The organism is Streptomyces sp. NPDC091387 (assembly GCF_044756945.1).
In the GTDB taxonomy this organism is placed as follows: domain Bacteria; phylum Actinomycetota; class Actinomycetes; order Streptomycetales; family Streptomycetaceae; genus Streptomyces.
In genome coordinates this window covers 490,680-511,554 of sequence record NZ_JBIVTZ010000002.1, presented here as the reverse complement: position 1 = coordinate 511,554, position 20,875 = coordinate 490,680, and the positions used below count along the sequence as shown (strand labels likewise).

Sequence of the window (20,875 nt, the reverse complement as noted above, 5' to 3'; positions counted from 1 at the left end):
GCAGTGTGGACCTCGTCGCAACGGACCATCCGATCGGGGAGGACCCCTCATGAAGCGAAAGATCGTCATCGCCGCCGTCACCGCAGCCGTCATCGTCGGAGGCGGGACCGCCACGGCCGTCGCCCTCGCGGGCGGCGAGAGCCACGGCCCGGCAGACCGCAGCAGCACGGCGAGCAACGGCTCCGCCCGTGTCACGGTCGGCGACGCGGCCAGGGCCGCCGTCGGGGCCGTCCCGGGCACGGTGACCGAGGCCGAACTCGACGACGAGGACGGCCGGCTCGTCTGGGAGCTGGATGTGTACGGCTCCGACAGGTCCTGGCACGACGTGACGGTGGACCCGGGCAACGGCAAGGTGCTCGGCCGGCACGTCGACAACGACGACGACGGCGACCGGCACGCGCCCCGGAAGACCTCCGTCACGCTCGACGAGGCGGTCGGCGCCGCACTCCGCTCCGTGCCCGGCACGGTGACCTCCGTCGAGCTGGAGGACCACGACGGCCGCGGCGGCCGGGCGGTGCACTGGGAGGTCGACATCCGGGGCGAGGACGGCGGGAAGCACGAGCGAGACGTGGACGCGACGACGGCGAAGGTCACCGTGGACCGGTCGGACGACGGCCACGGGGACGACGACGGGGACGACGGCGACGACGACTGAGGCGGTCGCCGCCGTCCCTCCCCGGCGGTCCCCGGCAGCTCTCAGGGGATGTAACCCGAGACGACCGTGCCGTCGTCGAAGGAGAGGAACACGACATCGCCGACGGCCAGCAGCTGCGGCGGGTCGCCGGGCGGGAAGGGGACGCCGGTGTAACCGGTGATGTTCGCCGGCTCCCCGTCCTTCCGCCGGTACGCGCCCACCCCCGTGCCCTTGGCCGCGAGGATCTGGTCCCCCGCCACCGACGGTTCGCCGCCCCCGTCGGCGAACCGGTCCTGCGGCCACTCGGGCCGGCCGTCGGCCGCGTCGAAGGAGTAGAGGCGGTCGTCGCCGGCGACCACCACGGTTCCGTCGTCGGTCAGCGCCACCGGGTCACGGACCGCCATCTCCGGGGCGATGATCCGGTGTTCCCGGGGCCGGGTCACGTCCTTCATGACGGCGACTCCCGTGCCCGCCGCCCGGCAGACCAGCAGGCGGCCCCTGAGCGCCGGGTCCCGGCACGGGAAGTCGTTCCCGGGGAGCCGTTCCTTCACGGTGCCCGTCGCCCCGTCGACGATCCGGGTGTCCCCGGCGACCACGACCAGCCGCCCGTCGTCGGCGACCAGGGCGGGCCGGGTCCCGTCGTAGGGCTTGTTCCACAGTTCGCGCCGGTCGCCCGTGAGCCGGCGGGCGGCCAGCCTGCCGGTGGCCGGGGTGCCGCCGCCGGTGACGTAGTAGAGGGTGTCGCCGTCCTGGACGGCGGCCGAGCCGGTGTGCCCGGCGGGCAGCTTCGCGCGCCACCGCTCCTGGCCGTCCGTGATCCGGTAGCCGACCAGGGCCCGGCCGACGAACGCGTACACGGTGCCCTCGGTGAAGCCGGCGACCACGGCCGCCCCGGCACCCTGCGCCCCCTTCGGGGTCCGCCAGCGCCGTGTGCCGTCGGCCGCGTCGAGCGCGGTGACTCCCTTCGATCCGCCGCACAGCAGGGCCGATTCGGCGAAGCTGCAGCCGCCCGAGCCGCCCTCGACCGTGGCCTTCCACGCCTTCCAGCCCGCGGGCCGGGCGGACTGATCGGTCGCGGCCTCGCCGAAGTCCCCGGTCCGGCCGCCGTCGGCCCGGGGAAGCACGCGCACATCGGCGGCACGGGACGCACCGGCGCCCGGACCCGTGGACCGGGCGCCGTCCTCCGGGCCGCCGCGGGGGCCGGGGTCCGGCCAGAGCACATAGCCCAGCAGCAGGCAGGCCGTGACCGCCACGGCCGCCGGCACCACCCGAGACGTCCGGCGGCGGGCCGCCGGCGCGTCCGGCCCGGCCCCGGGCAGGGCGGCCGGCGGGCGGGGCGGAAGCGGTGGCACGACGAACGCGGGGGCCTGCTCGGCCGGAGCCGCGTCGGCGCACTCCCCGGCCGCCCGCTCGTAGTCCGCCTGCTGGTCCCGTACCCCCGGCGTCCAGGGGAACGGCACCGGCACCCGCTCCGGGAGCAGCAGGGCGGCCAGCTCCCGGGGAGCGGGGCGCCGCTCGGGGCGCGTGTCGAGGCAGCGGGCGATCACCTCGCGCAACGACGCGGGCACACCGGAGAGTTCGGCCTCCCCGCGGGAGATCCGGAAGATCACCGCTGCCATGTCGGAGTCGTCGAACGGACCGTGTCCCGCCGCCGCGAACGTCAGCACCGCGCCCAGGCAGAACACGTCGGAGGCGGGCACCAGCGCCGCAGAGCCGTCGACGTGCTCGGGCGAGATGTATCCGGGGCTGCCGACCACGACTCCGGTACGGGTCAGCTGCGTGGCGTCGAAGGTCTGGGCGATGCCGAAGTCGATCACCTTGGGCCCGTCGGGGCCCAGGAGCACGTTGCCCGGCTTGAGGTCGCGGTGCAGCACGCGTACGGCGTGCATGTCGGCGAGCGCGAGGGCCAGGCCGGCGCCCGTGGCCCGCACCACCCGCTCGGGCAGCGGCCCGCCCCGGGACACCGCCTCGGCCAGCGAGGGGCCCGGGACGAACTCGGTGGCGAGCCAGGGCGTCCGGGCCGTCGTGTCGCCCCCGACGAACGCGGCCGTGCGGGGGCTGCGCACGGCGGCCGCCGCCTCGGTCTCCCGCCGGAACCGGACCCGGAACCCGTCGTCCAGGTCGAGTTCGGGCCGTACGGTCTTCAGCGCGACGAGCCCCCCGGCGGGGTCCCCGGCCGGCCGGGCGAGGTACACCTCCCCCATGCCGCCCGTGCCGAGGAGGCCGAGGATCCGGTAGGGGCCGATCCGTGTCCGGGTGCCGGGGGCCAGGCGTTCGATCATGACGCGGACGGGCGGGGCAGCGGGACGGAGAACACCCTGCCGCCGTGCTGGATGACGTACACGGCTCCGCCGACCGGAAGCACCTCCGGCGGCAGCACCTCCTCGGACATGACAAGGCCCCACTGGAGCGTGTCGTAGTCCTTGCGCGGTTCGGGTCCCGGAGCGCCCTTGAGCGCGGTTGTGCGCAGCGGGCCGGGTGCGGACCCGTCGTGCAGGGCGACGCTGTACAGGCTGGTGCTGTCCGCCCACACCAGGGTGTCCGCGACGATCATCGGGGCCGAGGCGGCGTTGACGCGGCCGCTGAACGACCTACGGTCCAGCGGATAGCGGGCGAGGCGCTTGCCGTCGTCCCGCCGGGCGAGGACGATCTCCGGGTCGATGTCGTCCTCCTCCCAGGGGAGGGCGCCCCGGACCAGGACGGCCACATGGTCGTCGACGGCGGCGAGGGTGGCCTCGTCGGTGAGTTCGTCGGGCAGCGGGATCTCACCGGCGGACTCGAGCGAGGGGATGCCGAGCCGCTGGACGGCCATGTGCTCGCCGTCGTCGGAGTACGTGTACGCGGCGCAGTAGACGTGCGGGGCACGGACCAGCGCGTCGTGGCACCGGGAGGTCTGTCCGTCCTTGGCGCGGCCGAGTTCGGTGCCGTCCTCGGTGCGCAGGGCGCGCAGTCCGCCCTGTCCGAGCAGGTAGAGGACCCCGTCCCTGGTGGCCAGCGGCCAGAAGTCGTACGCGTCGGCCTTCGCGAGGTTCTCGCCCACCAGCGGTTTGCGCCACTTCTCCTTGCCGGTGGCGAGGTCGAACGCGGCGATCCTGGCGCCTTCCGGGCCGGGGCCGACAGCCGCGAACACCCTTCCGTCGGCGACCAGCGGGGCGCTCTCGAAGCCGTGGGAGGATCCCGCGCGGGACTCCCAACGGGGCTTGCCGGTACGGGAGTCCAGCGAGACGAGCCGGCCTCCGGTGGCGAGCAGGACCTGATCGCCGTAGACCGCGGGCCGGGTCGATCCGGACGGCATGAAGACCTGCCCCGTGGGGCTGATCCGGGCGCCGGTCTCATCGGCGTCCAGCCGGGCCGAGTAGCCCCACAGCTTCTTTCCGTCGGACGGCGACAGCGCCTCGTACGAGCCGGCCGTGGTGCGGCAGACCAGCACGTCACGGCCCGCCGCGCAGCCGAACGGCTGCCCGGTCGTCCTGGCCTGCCAGGTGTGCCACCCGGCCGGCCGGACGTCACGGCCGTAGGGGACGGTGCCGGAGCCCTCCCGGCCGCCCTGGGCGTCGATACCGGCGAGCACCGTCGCCGGGTTCCCCGGATCGGCGTCGCCGCCCTCGTCGCCGCCGCGCAGCGCCAGCAGGCCGCCGGTCGCGGCTCCGAGCAGGACGAGCGCGACGAGGGCCGCCGCGAGGTTCCGGCGCCGCCGGGAGCGCGCGGGCCCGTCCGTTCCCGGCCCCTGCGTCGGCACCATGTGCAGGCCCGGCGCGAAATCCGTTCCCCGCGTCGGCAGTTGGTGGGGCGCCGCCCGGCTGCCCGTGGCCGCCTCTGTGGGGGTGTATCCCGGCAGCAGCGGCCCGTCCAGCGCGACGACCCGGGCCAGCTCCCGTCCGTACTCCGCGATCTGCCCGCCCACCGGGGCGGGCCACTCCGCGGCGGCGCCGGGCGTGAGCCGTTCGGCCAGTTCGGCGGCTGTGGGGCGGGCGGCGGGGTCGGCGGTCAGGCAGTCCTCCAGGACCGCGCGCAGCCCCTCGGGGACCTCGTCCAGGTCGGCCTCGACGTACTTGACCCGGTAGAGGACCGCGGCGACGGGCCCGTCCCCGAACGGGTCGCGGCCGACGGCGGCGAAGCAGAGCACAGAGGCGAGGCAGAAGATGTCGGAGGCCGGGACGACGCGTCCGCTGCCCGCCACGTGTTCCGGCGACATGAAGGCGGGGCTGCCGACCATCCGGCTGGTCGTGGTGAGCGGGGTGGCGCCGGTGTCCCGGGCGATCCCGAAGTCGATGAGGCGGGGACCGTCGGCGGCGAGCATCACGTTGCCGGGCTTCACGTCGCGGTGGACGATGCCCGCCGCGTGGACGGCCGCCAGGGCGCCGGCGAGTCCGGCGCCCAGCATCCGCACCTCGGCCTCGCCCATCGCTCCCGCGCCCCGGACGGCGGCGGACAGCGTGGGTCCGGCGACGTACTCGGTGGCGAGCCAGGGCACTTCGGCGTCGGCGTCCCCGTCGAGCAGTGGCGCGAGGCGGGGCCCGCCGACGGACCGGGCGACGGCGATCTCGCGGCGGAAGCGGCTGCGGAAACCGGGGTCCCGCGCCACGTCGCGGCGGACGGTCTTGACGGCGGCCGGGCCAGAGCCGTCGCCCCGGTCGCCGAGGAACACCTCCCCCATGCCGCCCGCCCCGAGCCGGGCCCGTATCGCGTACGGGCCGATCCGTCCGGGCGAGTCCTCACGCAACGGACTCAGCATGTGCCGCTCCCCCCTTGGCACGCATGACACGTGACCGGCGGCAATCGTGTCACGGCCGGGGCGGGTGCGGCAGGGCGGGAAGACGTGAACGGCGCACTCCGGCACCGCGGCTGACGTGTTATCAGCCATGGGGCCGGAGTGCGCCGCGCCGGGCGCCCGGCCGTGGCCCGTTCCCGGCGCGGCCCGCACGCCGCGCCGGGAACGGGGAGGAGCCGCCCGGTGGCTCAGTCCTCCCCGGTCAGCCCCGCCACCAGTTCGTCGGCCGCCGTGTACGGGTCGAGCCGGCCCGCCACGATGCGCTCCGCGAGAGCGCCGAGGCGGCGGTCGCCGTGCAGGTCGCCGATGCGTTCACGGAGCCGGGTGACCGCGATCGTCTCGACCTCGTGGGCGGCGCGGGACGCGCGCCGCTCGGCGAGCACCCCGTGCTCCTCCATCCACGCCCGGTGCTTCTCCAGCGCCTCGACGACCTCGTCGATGCCCTCGCCCCGGGCCGCGACCGTCTTCACGATCGGCGGCCGCCAGTCGCCGGGGCCGCGGGACGCCCCGAGGCCCAGCATGTGGTTGAGCTCGCGGGCGGTGGCGTCCGCACCGTCCCGGTCGGCCTTGTTGACCACGTACACGTCACCGATCTCCAGGATTCCGGCCTTGGCCGCCTGGATGCCGTCGCCCATGCCGGGGGCGAGGAGGACGACGGAGGTGTCGGCCTGGGAGGCGATCTCCACCTCCGACTGGCCGACGCCCACGGTCTCCACCAGGATCACGTCGCAGCCCGCCGCGTCCAGCACCCGGATCGCCTGCGGGGCCGCCCAGGCGAGGCCGCCCAGATGTCCGCGGGTGGCCATGGAGCGGATGTAGACGCCCGGGTCGGACGCGTGGTCCGACATCCGCACCCGGTCCCCGAGGAGCGCGCCGCCGGAGAAGGGCGACGACGGGTCGACGGCGAGCACGGCGACCCGCTTGCCCTGCCGCCGGTACGCGGAGACGAGCGCCGACGTCGATGTCGACTTGCCGACGCCGGGTGACCCGGTCAGACCGACGACACAGGCGTTGCCGGCCAGCGGCGCCAGGGCCGCCATCACCTCGCGCAGGTGCGGCGACGCCCCCTCCACCAGGGAGATGAGCCGGGCCACGGCCCGCGGCCTGCCCTCGCGGGCCTGCTCGACCAGGGTGGGGACGTCCACCATCACCGCTCCGTCTCCTCGCTCGCTGCGTGTTCTGCGTACTACGTGCTACTTGCCCGGAACGCGGAGGATCAGCGCATCGCCCTGACCGCCGCCGCCGCACAGCGCCGCCGCTCCGGTGCCGCCGCCGCGCCGCTTCAGCTCCAGCGCCAGGTGGAGCACCACCCGGGCGCCGGACATCCCGATCGGGTGGCCCAGCGCGATGGCACCGCCGTTGACGTTGACCTTCTCGGAGGTCACGCCGAGGTCCTTCATGGACTGGACGGCGACGGCCGCGAACGCCTCGTTGATCTCGATGAGGTCGAGGTCCTCGACTCCGATGCCCTCCTTCTTGAGGGCGTGGCGGATCGCGTGGGACGGCTGGGACTGGAGCGAGTTGTCCGGGCCCGCCACATTGCCGTGGGCGCCGATCTCGGCGATCCAGTCCAGGCCCAGCGCCTCGGCCCTGGCCTTGCTCATGACGACGACCGCGGCGGCACCGTCGGAGATCTGCGAGGAGGTGCCCGCGGTGATCGTGCCGTCCTTGGCGAAGGCGGGGCGCAGCCTGCCGAGCGACTCGGCGGTCGTCTCGGGGCGGATGCCCTCGTCCTTGGCGAAGAGGACCGGGTCGCCCTTGCGCTGCGGGATCTCGACCGGGGTGATCTCGGCCTCGAAGAGCCCGTTCTTCTGGGCGGCGGCGGCCCGCTGGTGGGACTGGGCGCCGATCTCGTCCTGGGCGGCGCGGTCCAGGCCGAGGCGGGTGTTGTGCTTCTCGGTGGACTCACCCATCGGGATGTTCTCGTAGGCGTCGGTCAGGCCGTCGTACGCCATGGAGTCGAGCATCTCGATCGCGCCGTACTTGTGGCCCTCGCGGGACTTCGGGAGCAGGTGCGGGGCGTTCGTCATGGACTCCTGGCCGCCGGCCACGACGATCTCGAACTCACCGGCACGGATCAGCTGGTCGGCCAGCGCGATGGCGTCGAGTCCGGAGAGGCACACCTTGTTGACGGTGAGCGCCGGGACGCTCAACGGGATGCCCGCCTTGACCGCGGCCTGCCGTGCCGGGATCTGCCCCGCCCCGGCCTGCAGCACCTGGCCCATGATCACGTACTCGACCTGGTCGCCGCCGATGCCGGCCCGCTCCAGCGCCGCCTTGATGGCGAAGCCTCCGAGGTCGGCCCCGGAGAAGCTCTTCAGCGAGCCGAGGAGACGGCCCATGGGCGTACGGGCGCCCGCGACGATCACAGAAGTCGTACCGGTCGTTCCTGACATGAGGCACAGCCCCTTGGATTAGAAGTGAACGAGGGTTTACCTGAATGTACTGAGCGGTACCCGGCCCGTCATCCGGCAGCGGGTGTGATCGCGCGCACGTTGCGTAACCAACCGCGGAGCGCTGCACTGTTCCCATGCTGACGCGAATCGACCACATCGGGATCGCCTGTTTCGACCTCGACGCCACCGTCGAGTTCTACCGCTCGACCTACGGGTTCGAGGTCTTCCACTCCGAGATCAACGAGGAGCAGGGCGTACGCGAGGCCATGCTCAAGATCAACGAGACGTCGGACGGCGGCGCCTCCTACCTCCAGCTGCTGGAACCGACCCGCGAGGACTCCGCCGTCGGCAAGTGGCTGGCCAAGAACGGCGAGGGCGTGCACCACATCGCCTTCGGGACGGCCGACGTGGACGCGGACGCCGCGGACATCCGGGAGAAGGGGGTCAGGGTGCTGTACGAGGAGCCCAGGACGGGTTCGATGGGGTCCCGGATCACCTTCCTGCACCCCAAGGACTGCCACGGCGTCCTCACCGAACTGGTCACGTCCCGGACGGAGCACTGACGGGGAAGCCGCTGCACGGATCCAGCCGGAGCGGGACAACAGCTTCTCAGGGATACCCGGCCCGGTAGAGTGGGCTGTTCCGGGCCGGGGCCGGGTCGGGGCGCGCCACGCCCTCAGCCGTTGATCTGTCACCATTCCCCGGGGGGACCGTTCGCCGGCGGACGGTGCTCGTTTGGAATTGCGATCAGGGTTGGGGTCTCCCCTGCTCAGTGGGGCATCCCCTGCTCGAACGAAGTTGAGAGCTTGGGGAACAAGTTGAGAGTTCGGGGAAGGATGGGACCGCGCAGTGCGGGGCTACGAACGCCAGGAGAGCCACCGAGCTGAAGACGACCATCTCTCTCGGTTCGAGGCCGAGATGGACCGGCTGAAGACCGACCGGGAGAAGGCCGTCCAGCACGCCGAGGACCTCGGTTACCAGGTCGAGGTCTTGCGCGCCAAGCTGCACGAGGCCCGCCGCAGTCTGGCGACCCGTCCCGCGTACGACAGCGCGGACATCGGCTACCAGGCGGAGCAGCTGCTCCGTAACGCCCAGGTCCAGGCCGAACAGCTGCGCAACGACGCCGAGCGCGAGCTGCGCGACGCCCGTGCGCAGACGCAGCGGATCCTCCAGGAGCACGCGGAGCACCAGGCCCGGCTCCAGGCCGAGCTGCACAACGAGGCCGTGCAGCGGCGCCAGCGGCTCGACCAGGAGCTGGCGGAGCGCCGCCAGACCGTCGAGTCCCATGTCAACGAGAACGTCGCGTGGGCCGAGCAGCTGCGGGCCAGGACCGAGTCCCAGGCCCGCCGGCTGCTGGAGGAGTCGCGGGCCGAGGCCGAGCAGGCGCTGACCGCCGCCCGCGCCGAGGCCGGCCGGCTGGCGGACGAGACGCGCCAGCGGCTCGGTTCCGAGGCGGAGTCCGCCCGGTCCGAGGCCGAGTCGATCCTGCTGCGGGCCCGCAAGGACGCCGAGCGGATGCTGAACGCCGCCTCCAGCCAGGCGCAGGAGGCCAGCGCCCACGCCGAGCAGCTGCGTACCTCGACGACGGCGGAGACCGAGCAGACCAGGCAGCAGACCGCCGAGCTGAACCGGACCGCCGAGCAGCGCATGCAGGAGGCCGGGACGCAGCTGCGCGAGGCCCGGGTGGAGGCCGAGAAGGTCCTGTCCGAGGCGAAGGAGGCCGCGGTCAAGCGGCTGGCCGCCGCCGAGTCGCAGAACGAGCAGCGCACCCGTACCGCCAAGTCGGAGATCGCCCGGCTGGTCGGCGAGGCCACCAAGGACGCCGAATCGCTGAAGGCGGAGGCCGAGCAGTCGCTCGCCGACGCCCGCGCGGAGGCGGACCGGCTCCGCTCCGAGGCGGCCGACGCCGCGCGCACCGCCGCCGCGGAGGACGCCGCGGCCCAGCTCGCCAAGGCGGCCCGTGCCGCCGAGGAGGTGCTGACCAAGGCGTCGGACGACGCGAAGTCGACCACCCGGGCGGCGGGCGAGGAGGCGGACCGGATCCGCCGCGAGGCCGAGGCCGAGGCGGACCGGCTGCGCGGCGAGGCCGCCGAGCAGGCCGACCAGCTCAAGGGCGCGGCCAAGGACGACACCAAGGAGTACCGGGCCAAGACGGTCGAGCTCCAGGAAGAGGCGCGCAGGCTGCGCGGCGAGGCCGAGCAGCTGCGCTCCGAGGCGGTCGCCGAGGGCGAGCGGATCCGCGGCGAGGCCCGCCGGGAGGCCGTCCAGCAGATCGAGGAGGGCGCGCGGACCGCCGAGGAGCTGCTGTCCAAGGCGAAGGCCGACGCGGAGGAGCTGCGCGGCGCCGCGGGCACCGAGAGCGAACGGGTCCGCACCGAGGCCACCGAGCGGGCCGGCACGCTGCGCAAGCAGGCCGAGGAGGCCCTGGAGCGGGCCCGTGCCGAGGCCGAGACGCTGCGCACCGAGTCCGAGGAGCAGGCGGAGTCGACGACGTCCGCGGCCGAGCGGGCGGCGGCGGAGCTGCGCGAGGAGACCGAGCGCGCGGTAGCGGCGAGGCAGGCCGAGGCGGCCGACGAGCTGGCCCGGCTGCACACCGAGGCCGAGAACAAAGTCGCCACGGCCGAGCAGACGCTCGGCGAGGCGCGCACCGACGCGGAGCGCGTGCGGCGCGAGACGAACGAGGAGTCCGAGCGGCTGCGCGCCGAGGCCGCAGAGCGGCTGCGCACCCTCCAGGAGCAGGCAGAGGCCGAGACCCAGCGGCTGCGCGACGAGGCCGCCGCCGATGCCGCGCAGTCCCGTGCGGAGGGCGAGAGCGTCGCCGTACGGCTGCGCGGTGAGGCGGCCGCGGAGGCGGAGCGGCTGAAGACAGAGGCTCAGGAGAGCGCCGACCGGGTGCGGTCCGAGGCCGCGGCCGCCGCCGAGCGGGTGGGCACGGAGGCCGCGGAGGCGCTGGCCGCCGCACAGGAGGAGGCGAACCGGCGCCGCCGCGAGGCGCAGGAGACCCTCGACGGGGCACGTGCCGAGGCGAACCAGGAGCGCGAGCGGGCCCGCGAGCAGAGCGAGGAGCTCCTCGCCTCCGCCCGCAAGCGGGTCGAGGAGGCGCAGGCCGAGGCCCAGCGTCTGGTCGAGGAGGCGGACGGCCGGGCGACCGAGATGGTCTCCGCGGCCGAGCAGAAGGCCCAGCAGGTACGGGACGCGGTCAGCGGGCTCCAGGAGCAGGCAGAGGCGGAGATCGCCGGGCTGCGCTCCACCGCCGAGCATGTCGCGGAGCGGACGAGGTCCGAGGCGCAGGAGGAGGCGGACCGGGTCCGCGCCGACGCCTACGCCGAGCGGGAGCGGGCGGGCGAGGACGCGGCCCGGATCCGCTCCGTCGCGAAGGAGGAGACCGAGGCCGCGAAGGCGATGGCCGAGCGGACGGTCTCCGACGCGATCACGGAGTCGGAGAAGCTGCGGGCCGACACCGCGGAGTACAGCCAGCGGATGCGTACCGACGCGTCCGACGCGCTGGCCTCCGCCGAGCAGGATGCCTCGCGCAGCCGTGCCGAGGCCCGCGAGGACGCCAACCGGATGCGGTCGGAGGCGGCGGTCCAGGCCGACCGTCTGATGTCCGAGGCGACCACCGAGAGCGAACGGCTCGTGGCGGAGGCCGCGCAGCAGGCGGCGCGGATCGGTGACGAGGCGGCGGGCGAGTCGGAGCGGCTGCGGGCGGAGGCGGCGGCGACCGTCGGTTCCGCGCAGGAACACGCGGCCCGGACCCGCGAGGAGTCGGAGCGGCTGCGCGCCGACGCGGAGGCCGCGGCCGAACAGATGCGTGCAGAGGCCCGCCAGGAGGCGGACCGGCTGCTCGACGAGGCGCGCGAATCGGCCTCGAAGCGCCGGGCCGACGCCGCGGAGCAGGCCGACCAGCTGATCAACAAGGCCCAGGAGGAGGCGCTGCGCGCCGCCACCGAGGCCGAGGAGCAGGCCGACACGATGGTCGGGGCGGCCCGGAACGAGGCCGTCCGGATCACCTCCGACGCGACGGTCGAGGGCAACTCCCTGGTGGAGCGGGCCCGGACGGACGCGGACGAGCTGCTGGTCGGCGCGCGCCGGGACGCCACCGCCATCCGGGAGCGGGCCGAGGAGCTCAGGACCCGGCTGGAGGCCGAGATCGAGGAGATGCACGACCGTGCCCGGCGGGAGACCTCCGAGCAGATGAAGACGGCCGGCGAGCGCGTCGACAACCTGATGAGGGCGGCGACCGAGCAGCGCGACGAAGCCGCGGCGAAGGCCAAGGAGCTTCTGTCCGACGCCAATTCGGAGGCGAGCAAGGTCCGGATCGCCGCCGTGAAGCGGGCCGAGTCGCTGCTGACGGAGGCCGAGCAGAAGAAGGCCAGCCTGGTGCGCGAGGCCGAGAAGCTGCGCTCCGACGCCGAGTCGGAGGCCAAGCGGACGGTGGACGAGGGCCGGCGGGAACTCGACGTCCTGGTGCGCCGGCGTGCGGACATCAACACGGAGATCTCCCGTGTCCAGGACGTACTGGAGGCGTTGGAGTCCTTCGAGACCCCCGCGGCGGGCGGTAAGGGCGCCGACAGCGTCAAGGCCGGGGCCACAGCGGGTACGCGTTCGAGTGGCAAGCCGTCCGATGGGTAGGTCCCGTCCGGTGGGCTCCCACGGCCCGGCAAGGTCACTCAGCCCCCCGAGTAGCAAGGGTTGCGGGGGTCAGCCACTCAAAAGAGGTGTCATTCTCCAGATCAAACAGGCATCTGCTCGATGACACGCCGTCCGGGCCCCTAGGATTCCCTCTATCACCTCACCGGTCTTACTTCGACAGGAACCCCATGAGTGACCCTTCCTCCCCCTTCGGCTTCGAGCTCGTGCGGCGTGGTTACGACCGCGGTCAGGTGGATGACCGCATTACCAAGCTCGTCGCCGACCGTGATAGTGCTCTCGCCCGCATCACGTCTCTGGAAAAGCGCATCGAGGAACTGCACCTCGAAACGCAGAACGCCCAGGCGCAGGTGAGCGACGCGGAGCCGTCGTACGCCGGTCTCGGCGCGCGCGTGGAGAAGATTCTCCGCCTTGCCGAGGAGGAGGCGAAGGACCTGCGAGAAGAGGCCCGTCGCGCCGCCGAGCAGCACCGCGAGCTCGCCGAGTCCGCAGCCCAGCAGGTGCGCAACGACGCCGAGGCCTTCGCCGCAGAGCGCAAGTCCAAGGCCGAGGACGACGGCGTCCGCATCGTCGAGAAGGCCAAGGGCGAGGCCACCACGCTCCGCTCGGACGCGCAGAAGGACGCCGCCCAGAAGCGCGAGGAGGCCGACGCCCTCTTCGAGGAGACCCGCGCCAAGGCCGCCCAGGCCGCCGCGGACTTCGAGACCAACCTCGCCAAGCGCCGCGACCAGTCGGAGCGCGACCTCGCGTCCCGCCAGGCCAAGGCCGAGAAGCGTCTGGCCGAGATCGAGCACCGCGCAGAGCAGCTCCGTCTGGAGGCCGAGAAGCTCCGTACGGACGCCGAGCGCCGGGCCCGTCAGACGGTGGAGACCGCGCAGCGCCAGTCCGAGGACATCGTGGCGGACGCCAACGCGAAGGCCGACCGGATCCGCAGCGAGTCGGAGCGCGAGCTCGCGGCACTCACCAACCGCCGCGACTCGATCAACGCGCAGCTGACCAACGTCCGCGAGATGCTGGCGACGCTGACCGGCGCCGCCGTGGCCGCCGCCGGCACCCCCGCCGACGAGGAGCCCGCCTCCCGCGGCGTCCCGGCCCAGCAGACCCGCTGACGCCAGGGAACAACGCGATAACGACCGGTGGTCCCCCGACGCACCGGTCGGTCCGACACCGACGCGCCCGGTTCCGCCCTTTGTGGTGGCGCCGGGCGCGCGGCCGTTCTAGCGTGAACGCATGATCGAGCTCGATGGTCTCACCAAGCGTTTCGGCAGCAAGGTCGCCGTCGACCGGTTGTCGTGCCGGATCAGGCCCGGGATGGTGACGGGTTTTCTGGGCCCCAACGGGGCGGGCAAGTCCACCACGATGCGGATGATGCTCGATCTCGACAACCCCACCGGCGGATCGGTGCGCATCGACGGGAAGCACTACCGCGAGCTGGAAGAACCCCTGAAGCACATCGGTGCGCTGCTCGACGCCAAGTCGATGCACGGCGGCCGCAGCGCGTACAACAACCTGCTCTGTCTCGCACAGAGCAACCGGATCCCGCGGAGCCGGGTGACGGAGGTCCTGGACACCGTCGGTCTGACCGCGGTGGCCAACAAGAAGTCCAAGGGCTTCTCCCTCGGCATGGGGCAGCGGCTGGGCATCGCCTCCGCGCTGCTCGGCGATCCCGAGATCCTGATGTTCGACGAACCCGTCAACGGTCTGGACCCCGAGGGGATCCACTGGATCCGGAACCTGATGAAGACGCTCGCCTCGGAGGGCCGGACGATCTTCGTCTCCTCGCACCTGATGAGCGAGATGGCGCTGACCGCGGATCACTTGATCGTGATCGGCCAGGGGAAGCTGCTGGCCGACACCTCGATGGCCGACTTCATCCACCAGAACTCCCGCAGTTACGTACGGCTGCGCTCGCCGCAGCAGGAGCGGCTGCGGGACGTACTGCACGAGGAGGGCGTCATCGCGGTCGAGTCGGGCAACGGCACGCTCGAGATCGACGGCGCCGCCACCGAGGACCTGGGCGAGCTCGCCGCCCGGCACAGCATCGTGCTGCACGAGCTGAGCTCCCAGCGGGCGTCGCTGGAGGATGCCTTCATGCAGATGACGGCGGACTCCGTGGAGTACCACGCGCACTCCGAGCGGGGACCCGAGCCGCCGCCGGTGGGACCGCACTGGGGCGACCGGTGGAATCAGCCGCCCGGCGCCGATCCCGGTCCGCCCGACGGCGCTCCCGGGGCCCCCGGCGGGTCCGGCACCGGCAAGGGGGCGTGACGCGATGGCATCGGTACCCGCGGTCCTGACCTCCGAATGGACCAAGATCCGTACGGTCTCCTCGACCACCTGGACGCTGATCTCCGCGTTCGTCGTCACCGTCGCGATGGGCGCGGCGCTCTGCGCGGTGATGAACTCCCAGTTCAGCAGCCTCTCCGACGCGGAGCGGGCCACTTTCGACCCCACCTACGTCAGTTTCTCCGGGATGATCCTCGGTCAGCTCGCGATGGTGGTCTTCGGTGTCCTGGTGGTCGGTACGGAGTACAGCTCCGGCATGATCCGTACCTCGCTGGCGGCCGTGCCGCAGCGCGCCACGTTCCTCTTCAGCAAGATGCTGGTGGCCGGTGTGCTGGCCCTGGTGGTCGGCCTCGCCACCAGCTTCGTCACCTTCTTCCTCGGTCAGGCCCTGCTCGGCGACCACGGCACCGACATCGGCGCGGACAACGTGTTGCGGGCGGTCTTCGGCGGCGGCATCTACATGGGGCTGATCGCGGTCTTCTCGATGGCGGTGGCGACGATGCTGCGCAGCTCCATGCTGTCGCTCGGCATCCTGATGCCGTTCTTCTTCCTGGTCTCCCAGATCCTGTCGGCCGTACCGGGTGCCAAGAGCGTCGCCCGGTACTTCCCCGACCAGGCCGGGTCCAAGATCATGCAGGTGGTGCCCGACGCGATGAACAGCAGTCCGGCCCCCTACGGGCCGTGGGCCGGGCTGCTGATCATGGTTGCCTGGGTGGCGGCCGCGGTGATCGGCGGCTTCCTCGTACTCAAGAAACGGGACGCCTGAGCGGGCCCGTCCGGGGGCGCGCCGCCGCAACGCTTTGGCCGGAACCGTAAAGGCCTGGTTATCCTCCTAACTCTTACGGGGGCGTGCGGCCTGACGGCCTGGGCCCCGACGACAGATAAGTCGATGGGGCTGGAGCATGATCGAGGCAGTCGGCCTGACCAAGCGCTATGGCGCGAAGACGGCCGTGCACAACCTTTCCTTCCAGGTGCGGCCGGGCACCGTCACCGGATTCCTCGGTCCCAACGGGTCGGGCAAGTCGACGACCATGCGCATGATGCTCGGCCTGGACCGGCCGACCGCCGGCCATGTGACGATCGGCGGCCACGCCTACCGCAGTCTGCCGAACGCCCCGCGCCAGGTGGGCGCGCTGCTGGACGCCAAGGCGGTGCACGGCGGCCGCAGCGCCCGCAACCACCTGCTGTCGCTGGCCCAGCTCGCCGGCATCCCCGCCGCCCGGGTCGATGAGGTGCTCGGTGTCGTCGGCCTCCAGGACGTCGCCCGGAAGCGGTCCAAGGGCTTCTCGCTCGGCATGGGGCAGCGGCTGGGCATCGCCGCCGCGCTGCTGGGCGACCCGCAGGTGCTGCTCTTCGACGAGCCGGTCAACGGGCTCGACCCGGAGGGCATCCTCTGGGTCCGCAACCTGATGAAGATGCTGGCGTCCGAGGGCCGCACGGTCTTCGTCTCCAGCCACCTGATGAGTGAGATGGCACTCACCGCCGACCATCTGATCGTGATCGGCCGCGGCCAGTTGATGGCCGATATGAGCATCACGGACTTCATCTCGGCCAACTCGGCCGACTTCGCCCGCGTCCGGGTCCAGGACAACGGGTCCGAGCAGCGGGAGAAGCTCACCGCCACCCTCATCGAGGCGGGCGGCCAGGTCATGTCGGAGCCGGACGGCGCCCTGCGGATCACCGGGCTGAAGCTGCCCCGGATCAGCGATCTGGCCCATGACTCCGACGTACGGCTGTGGGAGCTCTCGCCGCACCAGGCCTCGCTGGAGGAGGCGTACATGCGGATGACGCAGGGCGCCGTGGACTACCGCTCGACGGCGGACCAGAAGGCCGGACTGCAGCAGCCCTTCCCGGACGGCGGATACGGGCAGCGGCACCCCGGGTACGCGCCGCCGCAGCCCGCCGCCCCCGAGGTGCCGCAGCAGGGCTGGTACGCCCCGCCGCCGCCCGGGGACAACCCGTACGCGACAGCCCCCGGACCGGGCGGGCAGGCGGCCGCCGCCGCCGCGGTGGTGGTGCCTCCCACCGCCTCCGCCGTCCCCGCCGCTCCCCCGGCTCCCGCCCCCACCGCTCCCGCCCCGGCCCCGGCAGCGCCCACCGCGGCTCCCGCGGACCCGACCGCGCGCGACACCAGCGAGGACCCCCGATGACAACGCCGCCGACGCCGTACCAGCAGCAGGCGTACCAGCAGCCGCCCGCACCGCAGCGGACCGAGCGGGCCGGCCTCTACACCTCGCCGATCCCGGTGCGCAGGGCCACCCTCAGCGACGCCATCGCCTCCGAGTGGACCAAGATCCGTTCGGTGCGCTCCACGATGTGGACGCTCGGCGTCCTGATCGTGCTGCTCCTCGTCATCGGCCTGCTCTCCGCGATCACCGTCGACATGTCCGACACTGACCTGGGCTCCACCCCGGTGCTCAGCCTCGGCTTCTTCGGCGTACTGCTCGGCTCGATCTGTGTGATCACGCTCGGCGTGATGACGATCGCCTCGGAGTACGGCACCGGGATGATCCGTACGACGATGACGGCCTGCCCCAGCCCCGGCCGGGTGCTCGGCGCGAAGGCCATCGTCTTCTTCCTGCTCACCTTCGTCCTGACGACGGTGATGACCTCGGTCGTCGCGGTGCTCCAGACGGCCATCCTGGACGCTGACACGCCCAGCGGTGCGGACTGGCTGCGCAGCACGGTCGGCGTCGGCCTCTACATCGCGACGCTGGGGCTGCTCTCACTGGCGATCGGCGCGCTGATCCGGCACTCGGCCGGTGCGATCACCGTCATGATCGGTGTGGTGCTGCTGCCGCTCGTGCTGGCGATCTTCATGTTCGCCGAGTCGCTCGCGACCGTCCAGGAGTGGCTCCTGGAGTACTCGATCCCCAACCAGCTCAGCAACTTCTACGACACCTCGGTCACCGCGTCGGGGCCGTCCGGCTGGGAACCGCTGTGGATCATGCTTGTGGTGACCGCCGTGGCCATGGGCGGCGCCTATCTCGCGATGAGCCGCCGGGACGTCTGACCGGCCGCCGCCCCGCCGCCGCCGGGGGGACGTTCAGTACCGAGGCGCGTTCCTGGACCGCTGCACCCGTGTGGTGCGGCGGTCCTTCGCGTTCCAGCACGCCTTGTGCCAGTGCCTGCGGTCGTCGATCCCGCCGTACTCGGGCCAGGCCACCAGGTGCGGGACGCCGGACGGGATCTCCTGGTCACAGCCGGGGCACCGGTAGTGCTTGCCCACCGCGCTCGCGCCGCTCACCGGGCGGACGGACCAGTCCTCGCCCTGCCACTCCTCCGCGCGCCCTCCACCCCCGTAACGGTCTCCCACCGCGCCGGCGCTTTCGGTGGGGCTCTCGCCGCCTCGGGGGCGGTTGCGGCGCGGGGACACGTGACACCTCACGGGGCAGGCTGGGCAGTTCCCGTCCAGCGTAGGGCCATTCGGCCGGGGCAGATGTCCCGCACCGCACACCACCGGGCCCGGGACGGGACGGGTTACCGGAAAATCGCAACAGCTTCATGCCCGACCGTGCCTTTGGCACGTGTCAGACGTTGTTGCCACTAGGGGAAAGCCGCGTCGGCCGCAAGGAGGCAATAGGCGATGCGTGTGGGAACGTTTGTACTGGCAGGCCAGTTTCCGGGGCAGGGCACCGGGGAAGCGCTGCATCGCGCGATCCGGTCCGCCGAGGTCGCGGAGGAATCCGGACTCGACTCGGTCTGGCTGGCGGAACACCACTTCGTGCCGTACGGGGTCTGCCCGTCCGCCGTGACACTGGCCGCGCTGCTGCTCGGCCGCACCCGCAGAATCCGGGTGGGCACCGCGGTGAGCGTGCTGCCGACCCAGCATCCGGTCGCGCTCGGCGAGCAGGCCGCGCTGCTCCACCTCACCAGCGGCGGCCGGTTCAGCCTCGGCGTCGGCCGGGGCGGCCCCTGGATCGACCTGGACGTGTTCGGCGGCGGCCTGGAGGCGTACGAGAAGGGCTTCCCGGAGTCCCTGGGGCTGTTGCTCGACTGGCTGCGCAAACCGCGCGTGGCGGGCCGCGGGGAGCGTTACCGCTTCCCCGAGGTGGCGGTGGTGCCCCGGGCCGACGAGCTGTTCGACGGGGAGAGCGGCGAGAACCCCTGCGGTCCCGAGGTGGTCGTCGCGTGCACCTCTCCGAAGAGCGTGCGGCTCGCGGCCGAGAACGGTCTGCCGATGCTGCTCGGCATGCACTGCGGGGACGAGGAGAAGGCCGAGATGGTCGGTCTCTGGCGGACCGCCGCGCTGACCGCGGGCCGTTCGCCGGAAAGCGTGCGGGAGGCCGGGCACGTGTCGGCGGGAGTGGCCCAGATCGCGGACCGCACCGAGGACGCCACCGAGACGCTCGTGAAGGCGATGCCCGGCTGGCTGCGGCAGGGGCTGGACGCCCATGTGACGGTCGACGGCCGGCACCGGGTGATGCGCGACCCCGTCGGCTATACGGAGATGCTGTGCGGCATCCACCCGGTGGGTCCGCCCCGGCTCGCGGCGGACCGGCTGGCGGCCACGGCGGAGCGCACGGGTATCACCCGCTTCGCGCTCCTGGTGGAGGGTTCGGGCGATCTCGTGGCCACGGAGGAGAACGTGGCGCGCCTGGGCACCGAGGTGCTCCCGCTCCTGAGATGAGCCGCCGGAACCACCGTTCCGTCGTACGAACGGGAGCTGCCGCCCCGGACCAGTCGCACCTCCCGCGGCCCGGAACGGCAGCAAAGGTGTTCAGCAGTCCCGTAGTTCGGGCGACTGGTTGAGCAGCTGGCCCCTCACCGAGGTGAACTTGGCCAGCCGGTCGTCGACCGAGGCGTCCAGCGGGAACACCGCGACGCGGTGGCAGTTCTGGAATGCCAGGCGCACCCCGAAGTGCCGCTGCAGCGCGCCACGGATGGCATCACTCGCGAGCGCACGCAGCAGCTGGCCGCGTGCCTGCTCGTCCGGCGGCGGCGTCTGGTTGTCGGCGAACTCGCCGCCGTCGACCTTCAGCTGAGCCACCAGCGAACTGATCATCTCCCACGCGAAGGGCAGGGAGGTCCGGACGCAGTCGACGAAGTCGGCTTCGTCGACCTCGCCTCGCTCGGCCTGTTCCAACAGCGCCGGTGAGACGTCGAGCGACATGGGTTCTCCTCTCGCGACCCCGACGGAGGGCCGGGGCCTTACGGGCAGGGAAGGAGGACGGCGACGCAGCGTGCACAGACGGCGACCTCCTGCATCCACGGTAAGGGTGCAGTCCGGGCCGCACCAGGAGATTGGGAACACAACCGGCCAATAACGAAGGGGCTCAAAGACGGACAAGCCAGATTCGGTCAGGTCGGGGCGGGGACGGAGTGACGGGTGGGTGAATCGCGTCGACCGCCCGTCGTCGAGTAGCGTGGCCCACCATGCGTCTCGTCATCGCCCGCTGCTCCGTGGACTACGCGGGCCGGCTCACGGCCCACCTGCCCTCCGCTCCCCGTCTGATCCTCGTGAAGGCGGACGGGAGCGTGTCGATTCACGCCGACGACCGGGCGTACAAACCGCTCAACTGGATGTCGCCGCCCTGCACCCTGAAGGAGGGCGCCGACGACACCGCGGGCGTCTGGACCGTGGTGAACAAGGCGGGCGAAAAACTGATCATCACGATGGAGGAAATCCTCCACGACTCGTCCCACGAGCTGGGCGTCGATCCCGGCCTGATCAAGGACGGCGTGGAGGCCCACCTCCAGGAACTGCTCGCTGACCGGATCGAGATCCTCGGCGAGGGCTACACCCTGATCCGCCGCGAGTACTTCACCGCCATCGGCCCGGTCGACATCCTGTGCCGCGACGCCGACGGCCAGACCGTGGCCGTCGAGCTCAAGCGACGCGGCGACATCGACGGCGTGGAGCAGCTGACCCGCTATCTGGAGCTGCTCAACCGCGATCCGCACCTCGCCCCGGTGAAGGGCATCTTCGCCGCCCAGGAGATCAAGCCCCAGGCCCGCGTGCTGGCGACGGACCGCGGCATCGGCTGCGTGGTCCTCGACTACAACGCGATGCGCGGCATCGAGGACGACAAGCTCAGGCTGTTCTGACGCCTCGGACGCCGAGGTTCGCCCGTCATGTGACGGGCGAACCCCCGGCTGCCCAAAGACCGTCCGGCGATTGAGGACGAGGCGCGGGGG

General features: G+C 72.6%; 16 protein-coding genes. 10 read left to right on the top strand and 6 right to left on the bottom strand.

Features of this window, described 5'->3' with window-relative positions; genetic code table 11:
• The first annotated feature begins 49 nt into the window (after nucleotides 1-49).
• Nucleotides 50-655, top strand: a complete 606-nt coding sequence (locus tag ACIQM0_RS06555) for a PepSY domain-containing protein (RefSeq protein WP_401284037.1) — start codon at nucleotides 50-52, stop codon at nucleotides 653-655.
• Nucleotides 656-696: 41 nt separating this feature from the next.
• Here the strand turns inward: ACIQM0_RS06555 and ACIQM0_RS06550 are convergent, their stop codons facing one another.
• The 4 genes from ACIQM0_RS06550 to ACIQM0_RS06535 all read right to left on the bottom strand — a co-directional run bounded on the left by ACIQM0_RS06550 (nucleotide 697) and on the right by ACIQM0_RS06535 (nucleotide 7,801).
• A complete protein-coding gene (locus ACIQM0_RS06550; RefSeq protein ID WP_401284035.1) occupies nucleotides 697-2,916 on the bottom strand; it encodes a protein kinase in 2,220 nt (739 codons plus the stop codon).
• The gene (locus tag ACIQM0_RS06545; protein WP_401284033.1) at nucleotides 2,913-5,369 is read right to left on the bottom strand and encodes a PQQ-binding-like beta-propeller repeat protein; all 2,457 of its coding nucleotides are present in this window, start codon (nucleotides 5,367-5,369) and stop codon (nucleotides 2,913-2,915) included. The genes ACIQM0_RS06550 and ACIQM0_RS06545 overlap by 4 nt, the downstream gene beginning before the upstream one ends.
• Before the next feature lie 224 nt (nucleotides 5,370-5,593).
• The gene (gene meaB, locus ACIQM0_RS06540; RefSeq protein WP_401284031.1) at nucleotides 5,594-6,553 is read right to left on the bottom strand and encodes a methylmalonyl Co-A mutase-associated GTPase MeaB; all 960 of its coding nucleotides are present in this window, start codon (nucleotides 6,551-6,553) and stop codon (nucleotides 5,594-5,596) included.
• A 45-nt stretch (nucleotides 6,554-6,598) separates the two neighbouring features.
• Nucleotides 6,599-7,801: an acetyl-CoA C-acetyltransferase gene (locus ACIQM0_RS06535; RefSeq protein WP_401284029.1), complete on the bottom strand. Its 1,203-nt coding sequence runs from the start codon at nucleotides 7,799-7,801 to the stop codon at nucleotides 6,599-6,601.
• A 134-nt stretch (nucleotides 7,802-7,935) separates the two neighbouring features.
• Between ACIQM0_RS06535 and mce the strand changes: the two genes are divergently transcribed.
• From mce to ACIQM0_RS06500, 7 genes are all read left to right on the top strand, one after another.
• A complete protein-coding gene (mce, locus tag ACIQM0_RS06530; protein WP_362963190.1) occupies nucleotides 7,936-8,364 on the top strand; it encodes a methylmalonyl-CoA epimerase in 429 nt (142 codons plus the stop codon).
• 286 nt (nucleotides 8,365-8,650) lie between these two features.
• Nucleotides 8,651-12,433, top strand: a complete 3,783-nt coding sequence (gene scy / locus ACIQM0_RS06525) for a polarized growth protein Scy (protein WP_401284027.1) — start codon at nucleotides 8,651-8,653, stop codon at nucleotides 12,431-12,433.
• Between the two features lie 188 nt (nucleotides 12,434-12,621).
• The gene (locus ACIQM0_RS06520) at nucleotides 12,622-13,560 is read left to right on the top strand and encodes a cellulose-binding protein (RefSeq protein WP_123461699.1); all 939 of its coding nucleotides are present in this window, start codon (nucleotides 12,622-12,624) and stop codon (nucleotides 13,558-13,560) included.
• A 121-nt stretch (nucleotides 13,561-13,681) separates the two neighbouring features.
• Complete coding sequence (locus ACIQM0_RS06515) at nucleotides 13,682-14,719, top strand: ABC transporter ATP-binding protein (protein ID WP_401284025.1); 1,038 nt, start codon at nucleotides 13,682-13,684, stop codon at nucleotides 14,717-14,719.
• Nucleotides 14,720-14,723: 4 nt separating this feature from the next.
• A complete protein-coding gene (locus ACIQM0_RS06510; RefSeq protein ID WP_401284023.1) occupies nucleotides 14,724-15,503 on the top strand; it encodes an ABC transporter permease subunit in 780 nt (259 codons plus the stop codon).
• A 136-nt stretch (nucleotides 15,504-15,639) separates the two neighbouring features.
• A complete protein-coding gene (locus ACIQM0_RS06505; RefSeq protein WP_401284021.1) occupies nucleotides 15,640-16,887 on the top strand; it encodes an ATP-binding cassette domain-containing protein in 1,248 nt (415 codons plus the stop codon).
• Nucleotides 16,884-17,750: an ABC transporter permease gene (locus ACIQM0_RS06500; protein ID WP_401284019.1), complete on the top strand. Its 867-nt coding sequence runs from the start codon at nucleotides 16,884-16,886 to the stop codon at nucleotides 17,748-17,750. Before ACIQM0_RS06505 ends, ACIQM0_RS06500 begins: the two co-directional genes overlap by 4 nt.
• 33 nt (nucleotides 17,751-17,783) lie before the next feature.
• Here ACIQM0_RS06500 and ACIQM0_RS06495 read toward each other — a convergent pair whose 3' ends face one another.
• Nucleotides 17,784-18,113 carry an ATP/GTP-binding protein gene (locus tag ACIQM0_RS06495; RefSeq protein ID WP_363026968.1) on the bottom strand — a complete coding sequence of 110 codons (330 nt, stop codon included), beginning with the start codon at nucleotides 18,111-18,113 and terminating at the stop codon, nucleotides 17,784-17,786.
• Between the two features lie 210 nt (nucleotides 18,114-18,323).
• On the opposite strand from ACIQM0_RS06495, the gene ACIQM0_RS06490 reads away from it, so the two are divergent.
• Nucleotides 18,324-19,367 carry an LLM class flavin-dependent oxidoreductase gene (locus tag ACIQM0_RS06490; protein ID WP_401284017.1) on the top strand — a complete coding sequence of 348 codons (1,044 nt, stop codon included), beginning with the start codon at nucleotides 18,324-18,326 and terminating at the stop codon, nucleotides 19,365-19,367.
• 90 nt (nucleotides 19,368-19,457) lie between these two features.
• On the opposite strand, the gene ACIQM0_RS06485 is transcribed toward ACIQM0_RS06490, so the two are convergent.
• On the bottom strand, nucleotides 19,458-19,850 hold the full coding sequence (locus ACIQM0_RS06485; protein ID WP_006127608.1) for an SCO5389 family protein: 393 nt from the start codon (nucleotides 19,848-19,850) through the stop codon (nucleotides 19,458-19,460).
• A 263-nt stretch (nucleotides 19,851-20,113) separates the two neighbouring features.
• On the opposite strand from ACIQM0_RS06485, the gene nucS reads away from it, so the two are divergent.
• Complete coding sequence (gene nucS / locus ACIQM0_RS06480; protein ID WP_363026972.1) at nucleotides 20,114-20,785, top strand: endonuclease NucS; 672 nt, start codon at nucleotides 20,114-20,116, stop codon at nucleotides 20,783-20,785.
• The last annotated feature ends 90 nt before the right edge of the window (nucleotides 20,786-20,875 follow it).

Bases quoted from the DNA above. Each gene is read 5' to 3' on its own strand.
- nucS (WP_363026972.1), top strand. From the start codon at position 20,114: ATGCGTCTCGTCATCGCCCGCTGCTCCGTGGACTACGCGGGCCGGCTC.
- ACIQM0_RS06485 (WP_006127608.1), bottom strand. From the start codon at position 19,850: ATGTCGCTCGACGTCTCACCGGCGCTGTTGGAACAGGCCGAGCGAGGC.
- ACIQM0_RS06550 (WP_401284035.1), bottom strand. From the start codon at position 2,916: ATGATCGAACGCCTGGCCCCCGGCACCCGGACACGGATCGGCCCCTAC.
- meaB (WP_401284031.1), bottom strand. From the start codon at position 6,553: ATGGTGGACGTCCCCACCCTGGTCGAGCAGGCCCGCGAGGGCAGGCCG.
- ACIQM0_RS06545 (WP_401284033.1), bottom strand. From the start codon at position 5,369: ATGCTGAGTCCGTTGCGTGAGGACTCGCCCGGACGGATCGGCCCGTAC.
- ACIQM0_RS06535 (WP_401284029.1), bottom strand. From the start codon at position 7,801: ATGTCAGGAACGACCGGTACGACTTCTGTGATCGTCGCGGGCGCCCGT.
- ACIQM0_RS06510 (WP_401284023.1), top strand. From the start codon at position 14,724: ATGGCATCGGTACCCGCGGTCCTGACCTCCGAATGGACCAAGATCCGT.
- ACIQM0_RS06490 (WP_401284017.1), top strand. From the start codon at position 18,324: ATGCGTGTGGGAACGTTTGTACTGGCAGGCCAGTTTCCGGGGCAGGGC.
- ACIQM0_RS06500 (WP_401284019.1), top strand. From the start codon at position 16,884: ATGACAACGCCGCCGACGCCGTACCAGCAGCAGGCGTACCAGCAGCCG.
- ACIQM0_RS06520 (WP_123461699.1), top strand. From the start codon at position 12,622: ATGAGTGACCCTTCCTCCCCCTTCGGCTTCGAGCTCGTGCGGCGTGGT.
- ACIQM0_RS06555 (WP_401284037.1), top strand. From the start codon at position 50: ATGAAGCGAAAGATCGTCATCGCCGCCGTCACCGCAGCCGTCATCGTC.
- ACIQM0_RS06505 (WP_401284021.1), top strand. From the start codon at position 15,640: ATGATCGAGGCAGTCGGCCTGACCAAGCGCTATGGCGCGAAGACGGCC.
- mce (WP_362963190.1), top strand. From the start codon at position 7,936: ATGCTGACGCGAATCGACCACATCGGGATCGCCTGTTTCGACCTCGAC.
- ACIQM0_RS06515 (WP_401284025.1), top strand. From the start codon at position 13,682: ATGATCGAGCTCGATGGTCTCACCAAGCGTTTCGGCAGCAAGGTCGCC.